At 72.7% G+C, this 19,240-nt stretch carries 17 protein-coding genes and 1 riboswitch; of the genes, 6 read left to right on the top strand and 11 right to left on the bottom strand.

Annotation, left to right across the window (positions count from 1 at the left end):
• Window positions 1–185: 185 nt before the first annotated feature.
• Window positions 186–1,499 carry an MFS transporter gene (locus BJ999_RS42780; RefSeq protein WP_179831562.1) on the bottom strand — a complete coding sequence of 438 codons (1,314 nt, stop codon included), beginning with the start codon at window positions 1,497–1,499 and terminating at the stop codon, window positions 186–188.
• A 42-nt stretch (window positions 1,500–1,541) separates the two neighbouring features.
• Between BJ999_RS42780 and BJ999_RS01425 the strand changes: the two genes are divergently transcribed.
• Window positions 1,542–2,750, top strand: coding sequence for an arginine deiminase (locus BJ999_RS01425; RefSeq protein ID WP_179831561.1), 1,209 nt, complete (start codon window positions 1,542–1,544; stop codon window positions 2,748–2,750).
• A gap of 182 nt (window positions 2,751–2,932) precedes the next feature.
• Here the strand turns inward: BJ999_RS01425 and BJ999_RS01420 are convergent, their stop codons facing one another.
• The 4 genes from BJ999_RS01420 to BJ999_RS01405 all read right to left on the bottom strand — a co-directional run bounded on the left by BJ999_RS01420 (window position 2,933) and on the right by BJ999_RS01405 (window position 7,792).
• Complete coding sequence (locus tag BJ999_RS01420; protein WP_229810171.1) at window positions 2,933–3,478, bottom strand: ATP-binding protein; 546 nt, start codon at window positions 3,476–3,478, stop codon at window positions 2,933–2,935.
• A gap of 371 nt (window positions 3,479–3,849) precedes the next feature.
• Window positions 3,850–5,862, bottom strand: coding sequence for a sensor histidine kinase (locus BJ999_RS01415; RefSeq protein WP_229810170.1), 2,013 nt, complete (start codon window positions 5,860–5,862; stop codon window positions 3,850–3,852).
• 64 nt (window positions 5,863–5,926) lie between these two features.
• Window positions 5,927–7,273, bottom strand: coding sequence for a purine-cytosine permease family protein (locus BJ999_RS01410; protein ID WP_179831560.1), 1,347 nt, complete (start codon window positions 7,271–7,273; stop codon window positions 5,927–5,929).
• Window positions 7,266–7,382: riboswitch (TPP riboswitch) on the bottom strand. Its footprint overlaps the gene before it by 8 nt.
• A 74-nt stretch (window positions 7,383–7,456) precedes the next feature.
• Entirely contained in the window at window positions 7,457–7,792 is a 336-nt protein-coding gene (locus tag BJ999_RS01405) for a rhodanese-like domain-containing protein (RefSeq protein WP_179831559.1), read from the bottom strand.
• Window positions 7,793–7,839: 47 nt separating this feature from the next.
• On the opposite strand from BJ999_RS01405, the gene BJ999_RS01400 reads away from it, so the two are divergent.
• The gene (locus BJ999_RS01400) at window positions 7,840–8,301 is read left to right on the top strand and encodes an SSI family serine proteinase inhibitor (RefSeq protein ID WP_179831558.1); all 462 of its coding nucleotides are present in this window, start codon (window positions 7,840–7,842) and stop codon (window positions 8,299–8,301) included.
• Window positions 8,302–8,427: 126 nt separating this feature from the next.
• Here the strand turns inward: BJ999_RS01400 and BJ999_RS01395 are convergent, their stop codons facing one another.
• Window positions 8,428–9,294 (bottom strand): LURP-one-related/scramblase family protein, encoded by an 867-nt coding sequence (locus BJ999_RS01395; RefSeq protein ID WP_179831557.1) that lies wholly within the window; start codon window positions 9,292–9,294, stop codon window positions 8,428–8,430.
• Between the two features lie 86 nt (window positions 9,295–9,380).
• The gene (locus BJ999_RS01390; RefSeq protein ID WP_179831556.1) at window positions 9,381–10,244 is read right to left on the bottom strand and encodes an Fpg/Nei family DNA glycosylase; all 864 of its coding nucleotides are present in this window, start codon (window positions 10,242–10,244) and stop codon (window positions 9,381–9,383) included.
• Window positions 10,245–10,441: 197 nt separating this feature from the next.
• Here BJ999_RS01390 and BJ999_RS01385 point away from each other — a divergent pair, with 197 nt between their 5' ends.
• The 3 genes from BJ999_RS01385 (at window position 10,442) to BJ999_RS01375 (ending at window position 13,957) form a co-directional block, all read left to right on the top strand.
• Window positions 10,442–10,648 carry a heavy-metal-associated domain-containing protein gene (locus tag BJ999_RS01385; RefSeq protein WP_179831555.1) on the top strand — a complete coding sequence of 69 codons (207 nt, stop codon included), beginning with the start codon at window positions 10,442–10,444 and terminating at the stop codon, window positions 10,646–10,648.
• Window positions 10,649–10,712: 64 nt separating this feature from the next.
• Window positions 10,713–11,690, top strand: a complete 978-nt coding sequence (locus BJ999_RS01380; protein WP_179831554.1) for a hypothetical protein — start codon at window positions 10,713–10,715, stop codon at window positions 11,688–11,690.
• 32 nt (window positions 11,691–11,722) lie between these two features.
• Window positions 11,723–13,957 carry a heavy metal translocating P-type ATPase gene (locus BJ999_RS01375; protein ID WP_179831553.1) on the top strand — a complete coding sequence of 745 codons (2,235 nt, stop codon included), beginning with the start codon at window positions 11,723–11,725 and terminating at the stop codon, window positions 13,955–13,957.
• 117 nt (window positions 13,958–14,074) lie between these two features.
• Here BJ999_RS01375 and BJ999_RS01370 read toward each other — a convergent pair whose 3' ends face one another.
• Entirely contained in the window at window positions 14,075–14,506 is a 432-nt protein-coding gene (locus BJ999_RS01370; protein ID WP_179838266.1) for a MarR family winged helix-turn-helix transcriptional regulator, read from the bottom strand.
• Between the two features lie 115 nt (window positions 14,507–14,621).
• Here BJ999_RS01370 and BJ999_RS01365 point away from each other — a divergent pair, with 115 nt between their 5' ends.
• Window positions 14,622–15,701 carry an alkene reductase gene (locus tag BJ999_RS01365; protein ID WP_229810169.1) on the top strand — a complete coding sequence of 360 codons (1,080 nt, stop codon included), beginning with the start codon at window positions 14,622–14,624 and terminating at the stop codon, window positions 15,699–15,701.
• A 4-nt stretch (window positions 15,702–15,705) separates the two neighbouring features.
• Here BJ999_RS01365 and BJ999_RS01360 read toward each other — a convergent pair whose 3' ends face one another.
• From BJ999_RS01360 to BJ999_RS01350, 3 genes are all read right to left on the bottom strand, one after another.
• Window positions 15,706–16,314 carry a TenA family protein gene (locus BJ999_RS01360; RefSeq protein WP_179831552.1) on the bottom strand — a complete coding sequence of 203 codons (609 nt, stop codon included), beginning with the start codon at window positions 16,312–16,314 and terminating at the stop codon, window positions 15,706–15,708.
• 175 nt (window positions 16,315–16,489) lie between these two features.
• Window positions 16,490–18,667, bottom strand: coding sequence for a bifunctional polysaccharide deacetylase/glycosyltransferase family 2 protein (locus BJ999_RS01355; protein ID WP_179831551.1), 2,178 nt, complete (start codon window positions 18,665–18,667; stop codon window positions 16,490–16,492).
• Window positions 18,668–18,669: 2 nt separating this feature from the next.
• Window positions 18,670–19,212 (bottom strand): hypothetical protein, encoded by a 543-nt coding sequence (locus BJ999_RS01350; protein ID WP_179831550.1) that lies wholly within the window; start codon window positions 19,210–19,212, stop codon window positions 18,670–18,672.
• Window positions 19,213–19,240: the final 28 nt, after the last annotated feature.

Genomic DNA, 19,240 nt, shown 5'->3' with positions numbered 1-19,240 from the left:
CGCGATGCGCCGCGTCGTAGTGGCGGCGGCGGTCGAAGGCGATGAGGAAGGTCTCGGCGGCGACGTCTTCGGCGGCGGGCCCGGCCGCGGTGGCGAGGAGCGGCTCGTTGTCGGCATGCGCGGCCTCTCGGTCGTGGACGTTTCACCCCCTCTTGTCCGTGCGGCCGTGGGCGGGTCCCTCCGGTTCAGGCACCGTCCTCGACGACGCCGGCCTCGCGTTCGGGAGTGCGCAGGAGGAGGTAGCCGAGGAGGGCGCCCGCGAGCTGGAATCCGGCGATCGCGAGGACCAGGCCGACCGGGCCGATCGCGTCGGCGGACGCGGCGGTCAGCGCGGCGCCGACCGCGGATGCGCCGATCTTGAGGCTGCCGCCCGTGGTGTTGACCTGACCGAGCCGGTCCGGGGGCGACTCGCGCTGGCGCAGCATGAGCGTGGCCGCGAACACCGGTCCCTCCGCGATCCCCGCGGCGACGAACGCCGCCGTCGCCCATGGCATGGACGGCGTGACGGCGAGGGCGGCGAGCGACGCCCCGAACGCGACGAGCCCGGCGATCATGACGGGTTCGGCGTGCTTGGGCGTCAGCCACCGGCTGGCCGCCAGAGAGCCGATCAGCGAGCCGACCGCCATGGCCACCAGGAGCCGTCCGCCCGCGCTGGGCGGCGCGCCGATGTGCTCGGCGAGCAGCACCGCCGTGACGGCGACGCCGCCGAAGCCCATCCACGCGAGCGTCGTCGCGACGGTCAGCGCCCGCAGCACCCGGCCCTGCGCCAGCACCACCAGCCCGCCCGTGATCACCGAGACCACTCCGGCCGGCACCGGACGCGCCTCGGCGCCCGTCGCCGTCTCGATGGCCGCCGCCCGCCCGCCGACCGCGCCCGTGTCGGCGGCGGCCTCCACCGCAGCCGAACCCGGCGCCGCGCCGTCCGCGCTCGCGGACGGGCCGGGAAAGGGCAGGAACGGGAGGGTCAGGAGGCCGAGGGCGCCGACCGCGACCACGGCGATCCCGGCGTACTGGCCGCCGGCCACGGCGGCCAGGCCGGCGGCGAGGCCGGGGCCGGCGATCCCGGCGACGTTGTAGCTGGAGGCCTCCAGGCCGTAGGCGCGCGAGAGCCGGCCGGCGGGGACGAACCGGGGCAGCAGGCTGGTCAGCGCGACGACGATGGGCTCGGTGCAGCCGATCACGGCGGCGACGACCAGCGCCAGGACGAGCGGCGAGCGCCCCGCGAGGACCAGCAGCAGCCCGGTCGCGGCGACGTAGCAGGCGGCGAGGGCGACGGCGCCGCGGCGGGGGCGCGCCACCCGGTCCAGCGCGTTCCCGATCACGGGCCCGCTCAGCACGTACGGCAGCGTCATCGCGGTCTGCAGGTACCCGGCGGTGGCGGCGTGGCCCGTCCGCGCCTGGACGGTCAGGACGAGCGCGGTCGCGACCCCCTCGGCGGACACGCGCAGCATCGTCGCCGACGTGAGGTGGAGGGGAAGCCCCGCGTTCCTGCCGATCACCCTCGAATGGTGGCATAGCGTCCGCCGCCTAGACTGCGGAGGGTGACGGCAGCGAAGACAGCGCACGAGCACCGGGTCACCAGCGAGGTCGGACGGCTGCGGACGGTGCTGCTGCACCGTCCCGGCGCGGAGCTCAAGCGGCTGACCCCGCGCAACAGCGACAAGCTCCTGTTCGACGCGATCCCGTGGGCGGGCCGCGCGCAGGAGGAGCACGACGCGTTCGCCGAGGCGCTGCGGTCGCGCGGCGTCGAGGTCCTTTACGTGACCGAGCTGCTGCAGGACGCCCTGGAGTACGAGGCCGCGCGCGAGCAGGCGATCGCCGACGCCATCGTCGACCTGCGCCTCGGCGACCAGCTCCGCCGCGTCGTCGAGGACCATCTGCGCGGGCTCGACCCGGAGAACCTCGCGCACACCCTGATCGCCGGGCTCGCTCACGAGGAGCTGAAGGCCGGGCACGGCCTCGTCTACCGGCTGATGGACGAGCAGGACTTCATCGTCGACCCGCTGCCGGGCCTGCTGTTCACCCGCGACAACAGCACCTGGATCGGCGACCGCGTCGCGGTGACGAGCCTCGCGATGGAGGCGCGGCGGCGCGAGTCGGCCCTCACCGGGCTGGTCTACGCGCACCATCCGCGGTTCGCCGGGGTGGAGCCGGTCTACACGCCGTCGCTGGAGCATCTGGAGGGCGGCGACGTCCTGCTCCTGCGCCCGGGTGTGATCGCCGTCGGCACCGGCGAGCGGACGACTCCGGCGGGGGTCGAGCGCCTGGCCCGCCAGGTGATCGGGGCCGGCCTGGCCCGTACGGTGCTGGCCGTGCCGATCGCGCAGGAGCGCGCCACCATGCACCTCGACACCGTCTGCACGATGGTCGACGTCGACACCGTCGTGATGTACCCGCCGGTGGCGCACTCGCTGACCGCCTACACGGTGACGCTGGACGACGGCCACCTGAACGTCGCCGAGCCGCGCCCGTTCCTCCAGGCCGCCGCCGACGCGATGGGCCTGGACCGCCTCAAGGTGATCGACACCGGCCTCGACCCGGTCACCGCCGAGCGCGAGCAGTGGGACGACGGGAACAACACCCTCGCCGTGGCCCCGCGCCTGTGCGTCGCCTACGAACGCAACATCGAGACCAACGCGCAGCTGGAGGCGTCCGGGATCGAGGTCATCCGGATCAGCGGGAGCGAGCTCGGGACGGGGCGGGGCGGTCCCCGCTGCATGTCGTGCCCGATCCTCCGCGAGGAGATCTGAGCCTCGCCCGAGCCGCACGGCTCAAGAGCGGATTTTGTGTTCTTCCCGGCGCCGGGGGCTCAGAGGCGCGCGGCGCCGGGAAGAACCATCAACGCTCGCGATGTCGACGGGGGCACGACATCGCCCGAGCGTTGGAGAGGACCATACAAGGTCGGGCGGGGTTCCTTCCAGGCAGGGTCGCTCTATGCCGGATATGCCCGGCTTCGAGCCACTTCACTCCTGCTTCCGTTGCAGAGGTCTTCGTCCGGCTCGTCGAGCAGGTCCGGAAATGCGGAGAGATCCGGTACGACGGCGTGCGCACCGGCAGGAGCGTCCATCCGGTCGTCGCCGGACGACCTGGGCGTCCGCAGAATGGCCCAGACCGTCGTGGTGCCGTCCTCGTGGCGCACTCCCCAGCCCTCGGACAGGGCCTCGACGATGCCGAGCCCGCGCCCGCCGAGCGAGGACAGCGTTCCCGGGCCGCGACGCGGCTCGGTCATGGCGCCGCCGTCGCTGACCTCCACTTCGAGGAGGTCGCCGCGGCACAGCCAGCAGACCTTCACCTGGCCGGACGGCAGCGGCCGCGCGTGCCGCAGAGCGTTGCTGAGCAGCTCGCTGACGATGACACTGGCGTCGTCCACGACCGAGTCGTAGACGCCGGAGTCGGTCAGCTCCGAGCTGAGGCGCCTGCGGGCGACCGCGACGCTGGACGGTGCGTGTGGCAGCAGTACGACGCTCGACGCCCTCACCTCCCCGATACTCCGCTCGCTCGGACGAGTCCCGTCATCACCCTTCCGGTACGTCCGAAATGCCCTGATGGCCATGACGGGAAACCCGAACGGATCAGTTCACCACCTGCACAACGAGTCATCGGCCGTCCGGTCACGGTGATCACCCCCGGGATCGGAATCTCGTCACCAACGGCGACCAACCAAGGATCTATCCAGCCAACGGCGGATTTACTCCTCACACACGCGTTTCGTCCGTCACACCCCGCCGACACCGCACTTCTCCGCACCGTTCCCAGCCTGCCACCCCGCGAGACCGCGGAAAGCGCTGGTCACGCACGTCTCACCGGACCGCCCGGGACGGACTGTCCGCACGGTAAGTAACCGTCCGCTCAGCGCGCCGAACGCAACACGAGGCGCATGCACGTCCCCTCGCCCGCCCGTGCGCCACCTGCGGGTCCGCGCCTTTCGGTGACGGAGAGTAGCCGAGTGGTCTGCTCTTCTTCGGGGATTTCAGCGCCAAAAGTTCCGTTGTTGGAAGTTTGGGTGGGTTCGATGTGAGATGTCTCACGTCGTGCGGGATGGGCGGAGATCGTGCCGCCCTGCGCCTCCGTCAGCCGTCTGACGATGTACAGGCCGAGCCCGATGCCGCCGAACCGGCGGCGGTCCCCCGCGTCCCCCTGGACGAACCGCTCGAAGATCCGCTCATGGTCCCCGATCGGGATGCCGATGCCCTCGTCGGAGACCGTGACGACGATGCCCGGGCCCTCGCGGCGGGCCCGCACCCGCACGGTTCCGCCGTCCGGGGAGTACTTGAACGCGTTCTCCAGCAGCTGCCCGAGGACGATGTCGGTGGCCATCGCGTCCCCGCTGCACAGCGGCAGGTCGGGGTCGATCTCCAGCTCCACCCGGTGCAGCGGCGACAGCGAGCGGAACCCGGCGACCACGCCCTCCAGGACGCGGGCGAGGTCGAACGGCTCGATCGTCACGGCCAGCTCGTCGGCCCCGGCGCGGGAGCCGAGCAGCAGGTGCTCGACGAGCCGCCCGAGCGACTGGGCGCGCTCGGCGATGGTGGCGACGGCGGCGCGGCGGTCGGCGTCGGTCAGCTCGTCCCACCGGTTGACCAGCGTGGACGCGAACCCCTGCACGACCGTGATCGGGGTCCGCAGCTCGTGGCTGGTCGTGGCGAGGAACAGGTCCTTGGCCTCCTCCAGCGCCTTGGCCTCCGAGACGTCGCGGAAGTCGACGACCAGCTCGCCGGTCTCCTCGATCTCGGCGGCCAGCACGTTCAGCCACGTGCCCGACTCCAGGCGGAACGTGAGCATCTCGCCGAGCGCGGGCATGTCGAACGGCAGCGGACGCCCGATCGCGTCCTCCGGCGGGATGCCGGTGAGGGTGTGCGCGGCGTTGTTCCAGTGCCGGACGACGAGGTCGTGGTCCAGCACCGCGATGCCGTCGGCGCTGGAGTCGATGACGGCGCGCTCGTGCGCCCGCTGCCGGACGACCTCCGCGTAGGCGACGGCGTTGCCGACCGCGACCCCGGCGTGCCCGGCGAGCAGCTCCAGCAGTTCGAGCTCGGTGTGCCCGACCTTGCGTCCGGAGAACAGCGCGTACATCGCGCCGTACGGCCGGTTCTGCAGGTACGAGAGGCCGAGGGCGATCGTGTGCAGGCCGGGCAGCTCCGACCAGATCAGGTCGCCGAGGCGCCGCTCGCCCGTGGCCAGCTTGACGGTCTTGCCCGACCGCAGCAGCTCCCCGACCAGGCTCGGCCGCAGCTCGGCGCACCGGCCGCGCATCCGCTCCGGCAGCCCGGACATGCTGACCAGCCGCAGCCGATCGCCCTCGATCTTGACGAAGCCGCCGGCGTCGGCGCCGGTCAGCTCGATGAGCGCGGCGGTGATCCGGTCGAGCACGACGGCGAGGTCGAGCTCGGCGCCGAGGTCGGCGACGATGTCGTTCAGCCGCCGGACGAGCCGGGCCCGCTCGGTCATGCGGTGCTGGACGATCTCGTCGTCCTCGACCGGGTGGTACACCCCGACCCAGCCGAGCAGCGTGCCGCTCGGATCCTTCAGCAGGCTCGTGTCGATGCGGACGTCGATGAGCCGTCCGCCGCGGTGGAAGCGGCGGGTGGCGATCGAGATCTGCCCGCCGTCGCCGTCGCCCTCGCCGCCGGGCCGGGTGAGGAGCCGCTCCTGGACGGCGTTGTGCTCGGCCTTCAGCTCGTCGGGGACGATCGGCGGGACCCGGCCGAGCACCTCCTCGGCGCTCCAGCCGAACATGCGCTCGGCCGCCGGGTTCCACACGGTGACCCGGTGCCGCTGGTCCACGGCTACGATCGCGTCGGCGGCGCTCTCGATGACGGCCCGCGCGATCGGATCGTGCACGTGCTGATACACGTCTGTCATCGTGCCACCGCACTCCGGCCTGCCGCCGGGCAACTTGCGCCGAAACTTGCTTTCGACCCAAACCTTACCGTCTGGTAAGCCTGCCGATGAGCAGGGCCGCGACCCCTGCGACCAGGAACGACAGCAGCGAGGCGCTCATCCACGTCTGCGGCGTGAAGTGCAGCGCGTCCCGGACGTCCGACCAGAACGCGGTCCAGCGGGCGACCGTGCCCGGGTTGACGAGCTGGTAGACGACGAACCCGATCGCCCATGCCGCGATCATGCCCCAGCGGGACGGCGCGGTCCGCGAGACGTCCCAGCCGCCCGCCCGGCGGCGGCCGAGGAAGAAGTCGGCGGCGAGGACGCCGAGCATCGGCACGAACACCGATCCGATCAGTGACAGGAAGCCGGCGTAGTCGCCGATGTCCAGGACCAGCGCGAGCACGGTGATGCCGATGCCGAGCGCGACGCTCAGCACCCGGCGGTCGGCCCGGGGGAACAGGTTCTGGATCGACACCGCGGTGGAGTAGGTGTCGGCGAACGACTGGTCGGCCTCCCGCAGCACGAACACCGCGAAGAACACCACGCCCAGCGAGGCGCCGAGGAACGGGTCGAAGATCTTGCCCGAGTCGCCCGCGACCAGCGCCAGCGCGAGCAGCCCGAGGACGTAGGCGACGATCTGCGTGACGGAGTAGCCGACGGCCGCGGCGCCGAACGCCCCGCGCTCGGTGCGCGCGTGCCGGGTGTAGTCGGCGGCGACCGGGACCCAGGAGATCGACACGGCGAGCGCGGCGTCCGCGCCGAGCCAGAACCCGCCCCACGAGCCCTGCGTCAGGTCGGGCAGCGGCTCCCGGACGAGCCGGACGTAGAAGTACACGAGCGCGATCGCCACCGCGACGGTCACGTAGCGGCGCAGCAACCGCACCGAGCCGAGCGGCCAGACCGTCAGCACGGTCGTGACCGCGCCGGCGGCGACCACGTAGCCCCAGCGCGGGACGCCGTCCCACAGCTCGCGGGCGGCGTCGGCGATGACGATCAGCTCGAAGGTGCCCCACCCGACGAGCTGGGCGATGTTGAGGACGGTCGGCGCGTACGACAGCTTCGCGCCGAACAGGCCGCGCAGCAGCACCATCGCGGGCTGCCCGGTGCGCGCGCCCGGCACGGCGGCGAGGCCGAGCATCAGCCCGCCGAGGATCGTCCCGACGGCCATCGCGACGATGCCCGCCATGATCGAGATCGTCGGCCGGCCGTCGGCGTCCGGCGCGAGGACGGTGTAGGCGCCGGAGAAGGCCAGAAGGCTGACGCCGAGGTTCCCCCAGAAGGCGCTCTGGTCCCAGAATCCGAGGACCTTGGGGGCCGGCTCGTCGAGGGTGTACGGGACCTCGTCGCGGGCGTGCTCGCCCTGAGGGCGCTTGTCGACATCAGACGTCACGGGACACGCTCCCTACGCCGGCATTACCCGGACAGGTTCATGCGGTCGGCGACGCCTTGGAGGCCGCCCTCTCAGCCCGGCTGTGGCCCGAGCTCCCGCGGTTATCGGTCAGGCCCGATCGTACAACCGCCCGTCACGCCCTAAAAGGGGGCATCCGGGTCAGATCACACAACATCCGTTAGATCACGCGACGTAGGGCGGGCCGTCCCCCGCACCCTCCATCGGGCGCCCGGCCTCGGCCCACCCGTGCATGCCGTCGTCGACGTTCCTCGCCAGCCACCCCGCCTGGTTCAACGCGGACGTGACCTGCGCGGACCGTGCCCCGGACCGGCAGATCACATAGACCTCCCGGTCGCGCGGGACCTCCCCCGCGCGGTCGCCGAGCTGGCGCATGGGGATGTGGACCGCCGCGGGCGCGTGGCCCGCGTCCCACTCGTCCTGTTCCCGGACGTCCAGCAGGTAGCCGTCCTGCGGAACGTCCGCGGCGACCACGGCCGGTACGTCTTCCCCGAAATTCATCACACCCCCCATGGAACCGCGCGAAGCCCCCCTGCGTCGAATCACGCATGCGGTATCGGACGCTCCTTTTGGCAGCGCCCGGGCTGGCCATGCTCCTGTCCACGGCCGCCTGCGGCGACGAACAGGCAAACGGGAACTCCGCCGGAGCACCTTCGGGCACGACATCCGTGCAGCCGTCCGGCTCACCGGCGGACACGCTGACCGTGCAGGTCAAGGCCTCCAAGGAGGCGCCCGCCAAGACCTGGCGGCTGACCTGCGACCCGCCCGGCGGCGACCATCCCGAGGCGGCGGGCGCCTGCGCGGCGCTCACCAAGGTCAAGGAACCCTTCACACCCGTCCCCAAGGACCAGATGTGCACCGAGATCTACGGCGGTCCGGAGATCGCCACGGTCAAGGGCACCTGGCAGGGCAAGCAGATCGACACCACGTTCACCCGTGACGACGGCTGCCAGCTGCACCGCTGGAGCCAGATCGGCCCGGTCTTCGGGAACGTCCCGAAGGTCCGCTGACCCCGTCCCGACCCATCTCGATCCATCCGGACGAGCCATCCCCGTTCCGGCTCCGTTCACGACCCGAAGGTCAGGCCCCGGCGCCCGCCGGGGCCTGACCCGTCTCACGGCGCGTGCGGCCGCCGGTCAGAGCCAGCCGCCGATGCTGCGGTTCTGGGCGACGGCGGTGTCGAACGCCAGCGGGCAGGCCAGCACGAGCGTGCGCATCGGCTCCTGCAACTGGACGTGCAGGCGCAGGACGTAGCGGTCGGCCCCGGTGAACACCTGGGAGAGGAACTCGCCCATCCCGTCGAAGCCGCGCTGGATCCGGGCGAGCTCCTGCTGCTGCCAGTCGGTGATCCGGCCGCTCAGCAGCTCGTAGTAGCCGATCTGCCGCTCGTGCGGGTCGAGGATCTCCCAGCCGCGCATCGCCCGCTTGCGCAGGTGCCCGACCAGCCCGCCGTGCGGAGTCAGGATCTGCATCCGGGGCGTGCCCATGAACCCGTACGGCTTGTGGAACAGGAAGTACGGCATGCCGTCCGGACGGAAGATCGACAGCTTGCGCTCGGCCTTGGTCTGGCTGCCCTGGTTCATGACGCGCAGGGCCTTCTTCGCGCCGCTCACCCCCTCTTCCCGGACGTACGCCGCGGGCTGCCCCTGCGGGCTCCAGATCGTGTAGTTCGCCTCGGTGGAGAAGAACTGCGCCGGCTGGTCGTAGACGAGGATCGGCGACCCGTACAGGTCGGCGGGCTGCTGCGGCGGCTGGGGGTGCTGCGGATGCTGCGGCATGGGGTAGCCGCCCTGCTGCGGTGCCGGATAGCCGCCCTGCTGGGGTGCCGGGTAACCGCCCTGCTGGGGTGCCGGGTAACCGGGCGCCTGCGGCGGCCGGCCGTAGCCGGGAGGCGGGCCCTGAGGCGGGGACGGCGGAGCGGGCGGAGGCGCGCCGTAGGGCGGCGGCGGGGCGCCGTGACCAGGGCCGCCGGGCGGGAAGGGTGGGGGTGGGGGGTATCCCATGGCGGCTCCTGAGAACGCGATCACCGCAGTCGACGCGCGACACGATACGCCCGGGCCCTCCGGCCCACAGCCGGATTCGCCCGGCGCTACTTGAGGAGGCGGGACATGCGGCGGTCGGCGAGCGGCTTGCCGCCCGTCTGGCAGGTGGGGCAGTACTGGAGCGCGGAGTCGGCGAACGACACCTCGCGGACCATGTCCCCGCACACCGGGCATTTCTGCCCGGCGCGCCCGTGCACCCGCAGGCCGGTCTTCTTCTCGCCCTTGAGGTCCTGCGCTTCGAGGCCGCGCGAGCGCTCCACCGCGTCCCGCAGCGTGGTGACGATCGCCTCGTGCAGGACGGCGACGTCCTCCTCGGTCAGCGAGGAAGCGATCTTGAACGGGGACATCCTGGCGACGTGCAGCACCTCGTCGGAGTAGGCGTTGCCGATCCCGGCGATCACCTTCTGGTCGCGCAGCAGGCCCTTGATCTGGCTGCGCTTGCCGTTGACGATCCCGGCCAGGGCCGCGGTGGTGAACGACTCGTCCAGCGGGTCGGGGCCGAGGGACGCCACGCCGGGCACGTCGTCGGGGTCGCGGACGACGTAGACGGCGAGCCCCTTCTTGGTGCCGGCCTCGGTGAGGTCGAAGCCCGAGCCGTCGTCCAGGTGCACGCGCAGGGCGAGCGGGTTCTTCCCCCCGGGCCGGACGGGCTTGGCCGGGATCTCGTCGCGCCAGCGCAGCCAGCCGGCGCGGGCGAGATGGACGACGAGGTGCAGCCCGTCGACGTCCAGGTCGAGGAACTTGCCGTGCCGGGCCGCGCCGGTGACGGTCAGCCCGCCGAGCGCGGTCACCGGCGGGTCGTAGGTCTTCAGCGCGGAGATGGCGAGAACATCGACACGGGCGACGGCATGGCCGACCGCGCGCTCCCGCAGGAACCCCGCCAGCGCCTCCACCTCAGGTAGCTCAGGCATGGCTTCAGTATCCGCGAAGAGCAGCGCCGCCGGAACGTTCGTCCACAGCCCTGTGGACACCTGTGGAAAACCCTGGGGCCGGTGTGACCCGGATCTCGGAATCACCCATACCCCCTAGGGGTTGTCACAGGTGTCCGGTTATGGCAGCATGAGGCCGACGAGATACCCCCCAGGGGTAATAAGCGAAGGAGACGCCGATGAGCACCGCCACCTACACCGTCAGCGGGATGACCTGCGGCCACTGCGTGAGCTCGGTGACCGAGGAGGTCGAGCAGATCACCGGTGTGACCGGCGTGGACGTCGACCTCCAGTCCGGCAGGGTCACCGTCACCAGCGAAACCCCCCTCGACGACGCCCGGGTCAAGGACGCCGTCGAGGAGGCCGGATACCAGCTGACCTCATGAGCGGACCGCGCCTCGCCCCCTGGGCGGGGTGCGTCCCTCGGAACATCGAGCGGAGTGAAACGGCATGAACAGCGCGACCAGGCTAGGGGCCTACGCCGTGGGTGTGGCGGTCGTCTTCGGCGGCGCCGCGGGCGTCGGCAAGATCGTCGGTCCCGTCGGCGGCACGGCGGAGATGGCGTCCCATGAGAACGGCGGGGGCCACGGCGGTGCGGGCGAGGGCGGCGGGCACGGCGCCGGAGGACACGAAGGCACGGCGTCCCACGCGCCGGGCGGGCTCCAGGTGTCGGAGGACGGCTTCACGCTGGCCCCGGAGCGGACCGTCCTCGACTCCGGCAAGAAGACGGACTTCCGGTTCACGATCAACGGACCGGACGGCAGGCCCGTCACCGGGTTCACGCCGCTGCACGGCAAGCGCCTGCACCTGATCGTGGCGCGGCGCGACCTGTCCGGCTTCCAGCACCTGCACCCGACCGAGGCCGGGGGCGGCGTCTGGACCGTCCCGATCACGCTGGCCAAGCCCGGCGTGTACCGGTTCTTCACCGACATCCAGCCGGCCGGCGCGAAGCGGCAGATCACGCTCGGCACGGACGTGTTCGTCCCCGGCGACCTGCGGCCGGCGCCGCTGCCGAAGCCCGAGCAGGTCGCGAAGGTGGACGGCTACGAGGTGCGGCTCACCGGGGGCCTCACTCCCGGCAGGTCCACCGAGCTGACCCTCGCCGTGAGCAAGGACGGCGAGCCGGTCACCGACCTGGAGCCGTACCTGGAGGCCTACGGGCACCTCGTCGCTCTGCGGCAGGGCGACCTGGCCTACCTCCACGTCCACCCGGACGGGGAGCCCGGTGACGGCGAGACCAGGCCCGGTCCCGGCATCACGTTCTTCGCCGAGGCGCCCAGCTCCGGCGCGTACCGCCTGTACCTGGACTTCAAGCACGACGGCAAGGTCCGCACGGCCGAGTTCACGGTGCACGCCGGGCAGGTCCCCGCCCAAGAGCAGGGCGAGGAGCCCGAGCAGGGGCACGACGACCAGCCCCACACCCACTGACGTTCCGCACGATCGAAGCAGAGGAGGACGCGATGAGCACGGACGCTGTGTCCGGGCGTATCGAGCTGGCGATCGGCGGTATGACGTGCGCGTCGTGCGCCAACCGCATCGAGCGGAAGCTCAACAAGATGGACGGCGTGACCGCCACGGTCAACTACGCCACCGAGAAGGCCAGGGTCGAGTTCGGGTCGGGGGTGTCGCCCGAGGAGCTGGTCGCCACGGTAGAGAAGGCGGGCTACTCCGCCGCCCTCCCCGCCCCGCCGAAGGCCGCCGAGGACGCCGCCCCGGAGCCGGCCGACGAACTGCGCCCGCTGCGGCAGCGGCTGGTCACCGCGGTGGTGCTGTCGGTCCCGGTGATCGCGATGGCGATGATCCCGGCGATCCAGTTCGAGGCGTGGCAGTGGCTGTCGCTGACGCTCGCCGCCCCGGTCGTCGTGTACGCGGGCTGGCCGTTCCACCGGGCCGCGGCGGTCAACCTGCGGCACGGCGCGGCGACCATGGACACGCTGATCTCGCTCGGCACGCTGGCCGCGTTCGCGTGGTCGCTGTGGGCGCTGTTCTTCGGCACCGCGGGCGAGCTGGGCATCAAGCACGGGTTCGAGTTCTCCATGACCCGTTCGGACGGGTCGATGAACATCTACCTGGAGGCCGCCTCCGGCGTGATCATGTTCATCCTCGCCGGCCGGTACTTCGAGACGCGCTCCAAGCGCCGCGCGGGGGCCGCGCTGCGGGCCCTGCTGGAGCTCGGCGCCAAGGAGGTCTCGGTCGTCCGGGACGGGCGCGAGGAGCGGATCCCGGTCGACCGGCTCGCCCTGGGCGACCTGTTCGTCGTCCGTCCCGGCGAGAAGATCGCCACGGACGGGACGGTCGAGGAGGGCTCGTCCGCCGTGGACGCGTCCATGCTGACCGGCGAGTCCGTCCCGGTCGAGGTCGGGCCCGGCGACACCGTGGTCGGCGCGACCGTGAACGCGGGCGGGCGGCTGCTGGTGCGCGCCACCCGGATCGGCTCCGACACCCAGCTCGCGCAGATGGCGCGCCTGGTGGAGGACGCGCAGACCGGCAAGGCGCAGGTGCAGCGGCTCGCCGACCGGATCTCGGGCGTCTTCGTCCCGGTCGTGATCGCGCTGGCGCTCGGCACGCTCGGCTTCTGGATCGGCACCGGCGAGCCGCTCGCCGGCGCCTTCACCGCCGCGGTCGCCGTGCTGATCATCGCCTGCCCGTGCGCCCTCGGCCTCGCCACCCCGACCGCGCTGATGGTCGGGACGGGGCGCGGCGCGCAGCTCGGCATCCTGATCAAGGGCCCGGAGGTGCTGGAGTCCACCCGCGCGATCGACACCGTCGTCCTGGACAAGACCGGCACCGTCACCAGCGGCCGGATGGCCCTGGTCGACGTCATCACCGCCGACGGCGTCGCGGAGGAGGACGTGCTCCGGCTGGCGGGCGCGCTGGAGAACGCGTCCGAGCACCCCATCGCCCAGGCCATCGCGAAGGGGGCCGTCGAGCGGATCGGCGACCTCGGCGCGGTCGAGGACTTCGCCAACGTCGAGGGCCTCGGCGTCCAGGGCGTGGTGGACGGCCACGGCGTCCTGGCGGGCCGCCCGCGGCTGCTCGCCGAGTGGTCGCAGCACCTCACGCCCGACCTCGAACGCGCCATGGAGAAGGCCCGGGCGCTCGGCCGCACCGCGGTCGCGGTCGGCTGGGACGGCGAGGCCCGCGCGGTGATCACCGTCGCGGACCAGGTCAAGCCCACCTCGCGGGAGGCGATCGAGCGGCTGCGCGCGCTCGGGCTGCGCCCGGTCCTGCTGACCGGCGACAACGAGACGGTGGCCCGCACGGTCGCCGCGGAGGTGGGGATCGAGGAGGTCATCGCCGACGTCCTGCCGCAGGACAAGGTGGACGTCGTCAAGCGCCTCCAGTCGGAGGGCCGGACGGTGGCCATGGTCGGCGACGGGATCAACGACGCCGCCGCGCTGGCCCAGGCCGACCTCGGCCTGGCGATGGGCACCGGCACGGACGTGGCGATCGAGGCGTCCGACCTGACCCTGGTGCGCGGCGACCTGCGCGCCGCGGCCGACGCCATCCGGCTGGCGCGCCGCACGCTGGGCACGATCAAGGGCAACCTGTTCTGGGCCTTCGCCTACAACGTGGCCGCCCTCCCGCTCGCGGCGTCGGGCCTGCTCACCCCCATGATCGCCGGAGGGGCCATGGCCTTCTCCTCGGTCTTCGTCGTGACCAACAGCCTGCGCCTGAAGCGTTTCTCCGCCTGATCGCGGTCGTGGGGTGCCGGGCCCTGGGGGCCCGGCACCCCACGACCCGCTTGCGATCGCCGCATCGCACCGGCTGATGTCGGTGCATGAGGCGAGCAGCGCCACCCCCGAGGGCGGTCAGGGGCGGAGGCGGGTGAGGAAGGGGGCGAGGTTCGGGTCGGTGGCGGCCTCGTCCAGGGCCTGGGTGAGGGTCTCGGTGTAGGTGGGGGCGGCCTTGTCCTGGACGGCGCGGCCCTCGTCGGTGATGACGGTGTAGACGCCGCGGCGGTCCTTCGGGCACATGGCGCGGCGGGTGAGGCCGGCGGACTCCAGCCGGGCGACCAGGCGGCTGACCGAGCTCTGGTTGAGGCCGATCAGGTCGGCGAGTTCCTGCATCCGCAGCTCTCCGTCCTCGGCGCGGGCGAGGTGGCACAGCGCGCGGTACTCCGACAGGCCGATCCCGTGGCGGCGCTGCAGGGCCTTGGCGAGACGGTGCTCGACCCGCCCGTGCAGCACGACGATGCCGTCCCAGAGCGCCCCGTCCGCCGCGGCCTTGGTGTCCACGCCCATCACGCACCCACTTCCTCTTGACGCCAGTTTACATGCAATGCCAACATGTGCATGTACATACAACTCATGCATGTACATGAAAGTTGCCTCGCGCCCGCCCGAAGGGATGAGGACGATGACCAGCCCCCTGCTCGCCCCGTACGAAGGCCCGCACCTCAGGCTGCGCAACCGGATTGCGATGGCGCCGATGACGCGGGGCCGGGCCGACGACGTGACCGGCGTCCCCCACCCGCTGACCGGGGAGTACTACGCGCAGCGCGCCGGGGCGGGCCTCATCGTCACCGAGGGGATCTGGCCGCACCCGCTCGGCAAGGGCGGCCCCGGCATCCCCGGCCTGGTGACGCGGGAGCAGATCGCCGGATGGCGCGCGGTGACGGGCGCCGTGCACGAGGCGGGCGGGACGATCTTCGCCCAGCTCTGGCACGTGGGCCGGATGTCGCATCCGCTCAACCTGCCGGGCGGCGCCACGCCCGTCGCCCCCTCGGCGGTGCGCATCCGGTCGGAGGGCATTCACACCAACGAGGGGAACGTCCCCCACGTCACGCCGCGCGCCATGACGACCGCCGAGGTCGAGGAGACGATCGCCGCGTTCGCGGTCGAGGCCAGCAACGCCGTCCGGGCCGGGTTCGACGGCGTCGAGGTGCACGGCGCGAACGGCTACCTGGTCCAGCAGTTCCTGGCCGAGAACACCAACCGGCGCACCGACCGGTTCGGCGGCTCCCGCGAGGGCCGGCTGCGCTTCGCCCTCGACGTCGTGCGGGCCGTGGCGGACGCTGTCGGGCCGGAGCGCGTCGGGTTGCGCATCTCCCCCGACAACCCGGAGAACGAGATCGCCGAGGAGGACGCCCGGGGCACCTACCGCGCCCTCGTGGACGCCCTCGACCCGTCCGGCCTGGCCTACCTGCACGTCATCGAGCGCGGCGCGTACGGGGCGCTGGCCGACCTGCGGCCCCGCTGGTCGGGCACCCTGATCGGGAACTTCAACGGCCCCGAGCCGACGTCCCAGCGCGCCGGTGAGGAGGTCGTCGCGGCGGGCCTGGCCGACGTCTTCTCCTACGGCCGCCTCTTCATCGCGAACCCCGACCTCCCCGCGCGGTTCGCGGCGTCGGCCCCGCTGGCCCGCCCCGTGGAGGACCTCGTCTACGGCGGCCACGCCGAGGGCTACGTCGACTATCCCCCGCTCGCTCGCGTGTGACCGCTCAGGACTCCACGGACCAGAAGGCCACCTCGTGCCGCATGCCCTCCATGAAGAGGCGTTCCGCGGTGGCCGGATCGGGCTCCGCCTCGTCGATCATCTGGGCGATGCGGGCGGCGAGGTCGGCGAAGCCGGGGTCGGCGTAGGTGTCGACCCAGCGGCGGTAGCGGGGCTCGGACGGCGGGTTCTCGGCGAGGATCCGCCCCAGCGTGGAGTAGCCCCACATGCAGGGGTACAGGGCCGCGAGGCCGTCGCCGTACACGGCGGCGCTGTCCAGCAGGAAGGACGTGTAGGCGGCGCACGCGGGCCCCTTCCGGGCGCCGTCGAGGTCGGCGGAGAAGCTCGCGGAGAGGGAGCGGTGCAGGTCGAGCTCGTCGTGGAAGGTGGCGTGGGCCAGGTCCACCAGGTCGCCCAGGTGGGCGTCGGGAGCCTGCCACGCGAGGCGGGAGAAGACCCGCACGTAGTCGTGCAGGAAGAGGTAGTCCTGCTCCAGCCAGGACCGGAACACGGCCTCGTCGAGGTTGCCTTGGGCGATGCCCTTGACGGTGGGGTGCTGGAGCTGTTCGTCCACCAGCGGGCGGCCGAGTTCCTCCAGGTGCGCGGCGAGACTCATGGCGCCAGTCTGCCGCAGAGACGACCAGGCCCCGCCGGGTCGTGCGACCCGGCGGGGCCTTGGTCTGGCACCGGTGTGTGGGTCGCCTCTCGGCGAAAGGCACAACACGGCTCCAGCCGAACGGTATTCCGTGAAGGCTATAGGTGAGGCCCGGGGACACCAGGCACACCGGCTGTCATCTGTAACCGATGGGCCCCGGGGATTGTTCCCGGCCCCCGAAATCCGCGAAGGTCCCCGTCCGCCGGATGGTGTGCCAGCCCAGGCGGGCCCCCAGCAGCGCGGTCACCACGGACTGCACGACCACCAGGTACATGAGCTGCCGGTAGACGAACTGCTGGAGCGGCAGCGCCCACAGCGGGCGGACGGACTCGCCGTCCAGCCACAGGGCGTAGGCGCCGGCGGCGGCCTGGGCGGCGACGAAGAGCGTCCAGGAGACGACGGGCACCAGCGGGTCGAGGAAGAGCAGCCCGAACACCGCGAACAGGTCGATGGCCGGGGCGAACAGGGGGAGCAGCACCTGGAACACCGTCAGGTAGGGCAGGCAGCGGCGCCCGAACCGCCCCGACCCGCCGCGCTCGACGACGGAGCCGCGGTGCTTCCACATCGCCTGCATCGTCCCGTAGCACCAGCGGTACCGCTGCCTCCAGAGCTGCCGCAGCGACGACGGCGCCTCCGTCCAGGCCAGGGCCTTCTCCTCGTAGACGACGCGCCGCCCGGTGCGGCAGATCGCCATGGTGAGGTCGGTGTCCTCGGCGAGGGTGTCGCCCGGGACGCCGCCCACCTCGGCGAGGACGGACCGCCGGAAAGCCCCGATCGCGCCCGGCACGGTCGGCATGCACCGCAGGAGGTCGAACATCCGCCGGTCGAGGTTGAAGCCGATGACGTACTCGATGTGCTGCCAGCGGCCGAGGAGGCCGCCCCGGTTGGCGACCTTGGTGTTGCCGCTGACCGCGCCCACCTCCGGGTCCGCGAAGGGGGCGATCAGGTGCCGGAGGGTGTCGCGCTGGAAGACGGTGTCGCCGTCCACGAGCACGAGGATCTCGGACCGCGCCGCGGCCATGCCCGCGTTGAGCGCGCTCGGCTTCCCGCCGTTCGGCTTGCGGAGGAGATGGAGCCCGGGCAGGCCCAGGGACTCGACGATCGCGGCCGTGCCGTCGCTGGACCCGTCGTCCACCACGATCACCTCGACGGTGCCCGGGTAGTCGGTGTTCAGCAGCGTGGTGACCGTCGCCGCGATGCCGACCTCCTCGTTGTAGGCGGGGACGACCACGGAGACGGGCGGGAACGGGTCCGGCGGCAGCCCGCCCGGGGGCGGCGGCGGTCCGCTCGCGCGCCGCCGGCGGCCCGCGGGCCTTCGCACCCGGCGCATGTGGACGTGCGCGAACACCAGCAGCGCCACGAGGCGGAGCACGCACAGGAGGCCCGCGACACCGAACACCGCGCCCATGGTGCCGGTGAGCCCGGACGCGGCGCGCTGGGCGGCCACCAGCGTCCAGCCGACGGCCCGCTCGCGCGCGGGCACCGCGACCTCGGCGGCCGGCATGCCCAGCGCCTGCGCGAGCGTGGTGAAGCGGTAGCCCTGCGGCTGGAGCCGGTCGAGGATCCGCCCGACCGCCGCGACCGTCTCGGACCGGTCGCCGCCCGAGTCGTGCAGCATCACGACGGCGCCCTCGCCGCGCGCTCCCGCCGCCAGCGCCCGCCGGACGACCGTCTCGGTGCCGGGACGCGCCCAGTCCTCGGTGTCGCGATCGGTGAGGACGACGACGTAACCGTCCTCTCCCGCCCGTTCGGCCGCGCGCCACTCCGGCGCGGTCAGGCCGTCCGGGCGGGAGGAGTACGGCATCCGCATCAGCCTGGTGTGGACGCCCGCCGCGCCCGCCAGCGCGCGTTGGGTGAGGTCCATCTCCAGGCGCGCCCGCCAGCGCGGCGCGGCGGCGAGGTCGGCGTGCGTGTAGGTGTGCGAGCCGATCTCGTGGCCCTCGCGGAGGATGCGGCGGGTCAGCGCCGGTTCGCGGGCCACCTGCGAGCCGACGGTGAAGAACGTGGCGCGCGCGTCGTGGCGGCGCAGGACGTCCAGGATCCGGGGCGTCCACTCGGGGTCGGGGCCGTCGTCGAACGTCAGCGCGATCGTCTTCGCGGGCATGCGGAGGCTCTTCGGGACGCCGCCCGAGAGGTTGACGACGGGACCGCCCGCGGTCACCCGGGACGGCGCCGGTCCGGAATGCCCCGGATCGGCCCGCGGGGCCTCGCCGACGGTCCCGCCCGCGAAGCCGTCCATCAACAGGAGCACGGCCAGCACCAGGCCGCCGAGCGACAGCAGGATCCAGTGGCCCCGCGGTTCACCGCGCCGCATGCTCAGCGGCCCTTCTTCTTGTGTCCCCACGCGGGAGGGGTCGCCTGCGAGTTGCCCGGGGCACTCGTGGCGGAGCCCGTCGCCGTCGCCGTCGGCGGGGATGACGCTCTGGGCGCCGTCGGCGCCGCCGGGACCCCCGGCTGCGCGGGTCCGGCGGACACGCGCGGCGACCGGGCGGCCGGCCCGGTGGGCCGGGGACGCCCGGACGGGGCCCGCTCACCCGCCTCCCCGGCCGGGACGCTCGGACGGCCCACCTTCGCCCGCGGCTGGGCGGACGGCTCGCTCCACGGCGTCAGCGGGACGTCGGCGCCCGTGGTCATGCCGAGGCCGAGCGCGCCCAGGAACACCAGGAGCACCGCGCCGACGAACAGGCCCAGCCGGCGTCCGATCCGGGCGCGCCACCCGGTCGCGTCGACGAAGACGGGCGCCGTCTCCGCCTCCTCCCGCGGGAAGGGTTCCGTGAGAGGCCGGGTCGGGGGAGGGGCGACCGGCGCTAGGCCGGTGACAAGGAGCTCGTCCCGGTCGTGCGAGGCGTTGCCGATCATCTTCGTCCGTCATCTCGTGCGGGGGGGG

This window comes from Actinomadura citrea (genome assembly GCF_013409045.1).
GTDB lineage: Bacteria > Actinomycetota > Actinomycetes > Streptosporangiales > Streptosporangiaceae > Spirillospora > Spirillospora citrea.
This window is presented reverse-complemented; position numbering and strand designations above follow the sequence as displayed.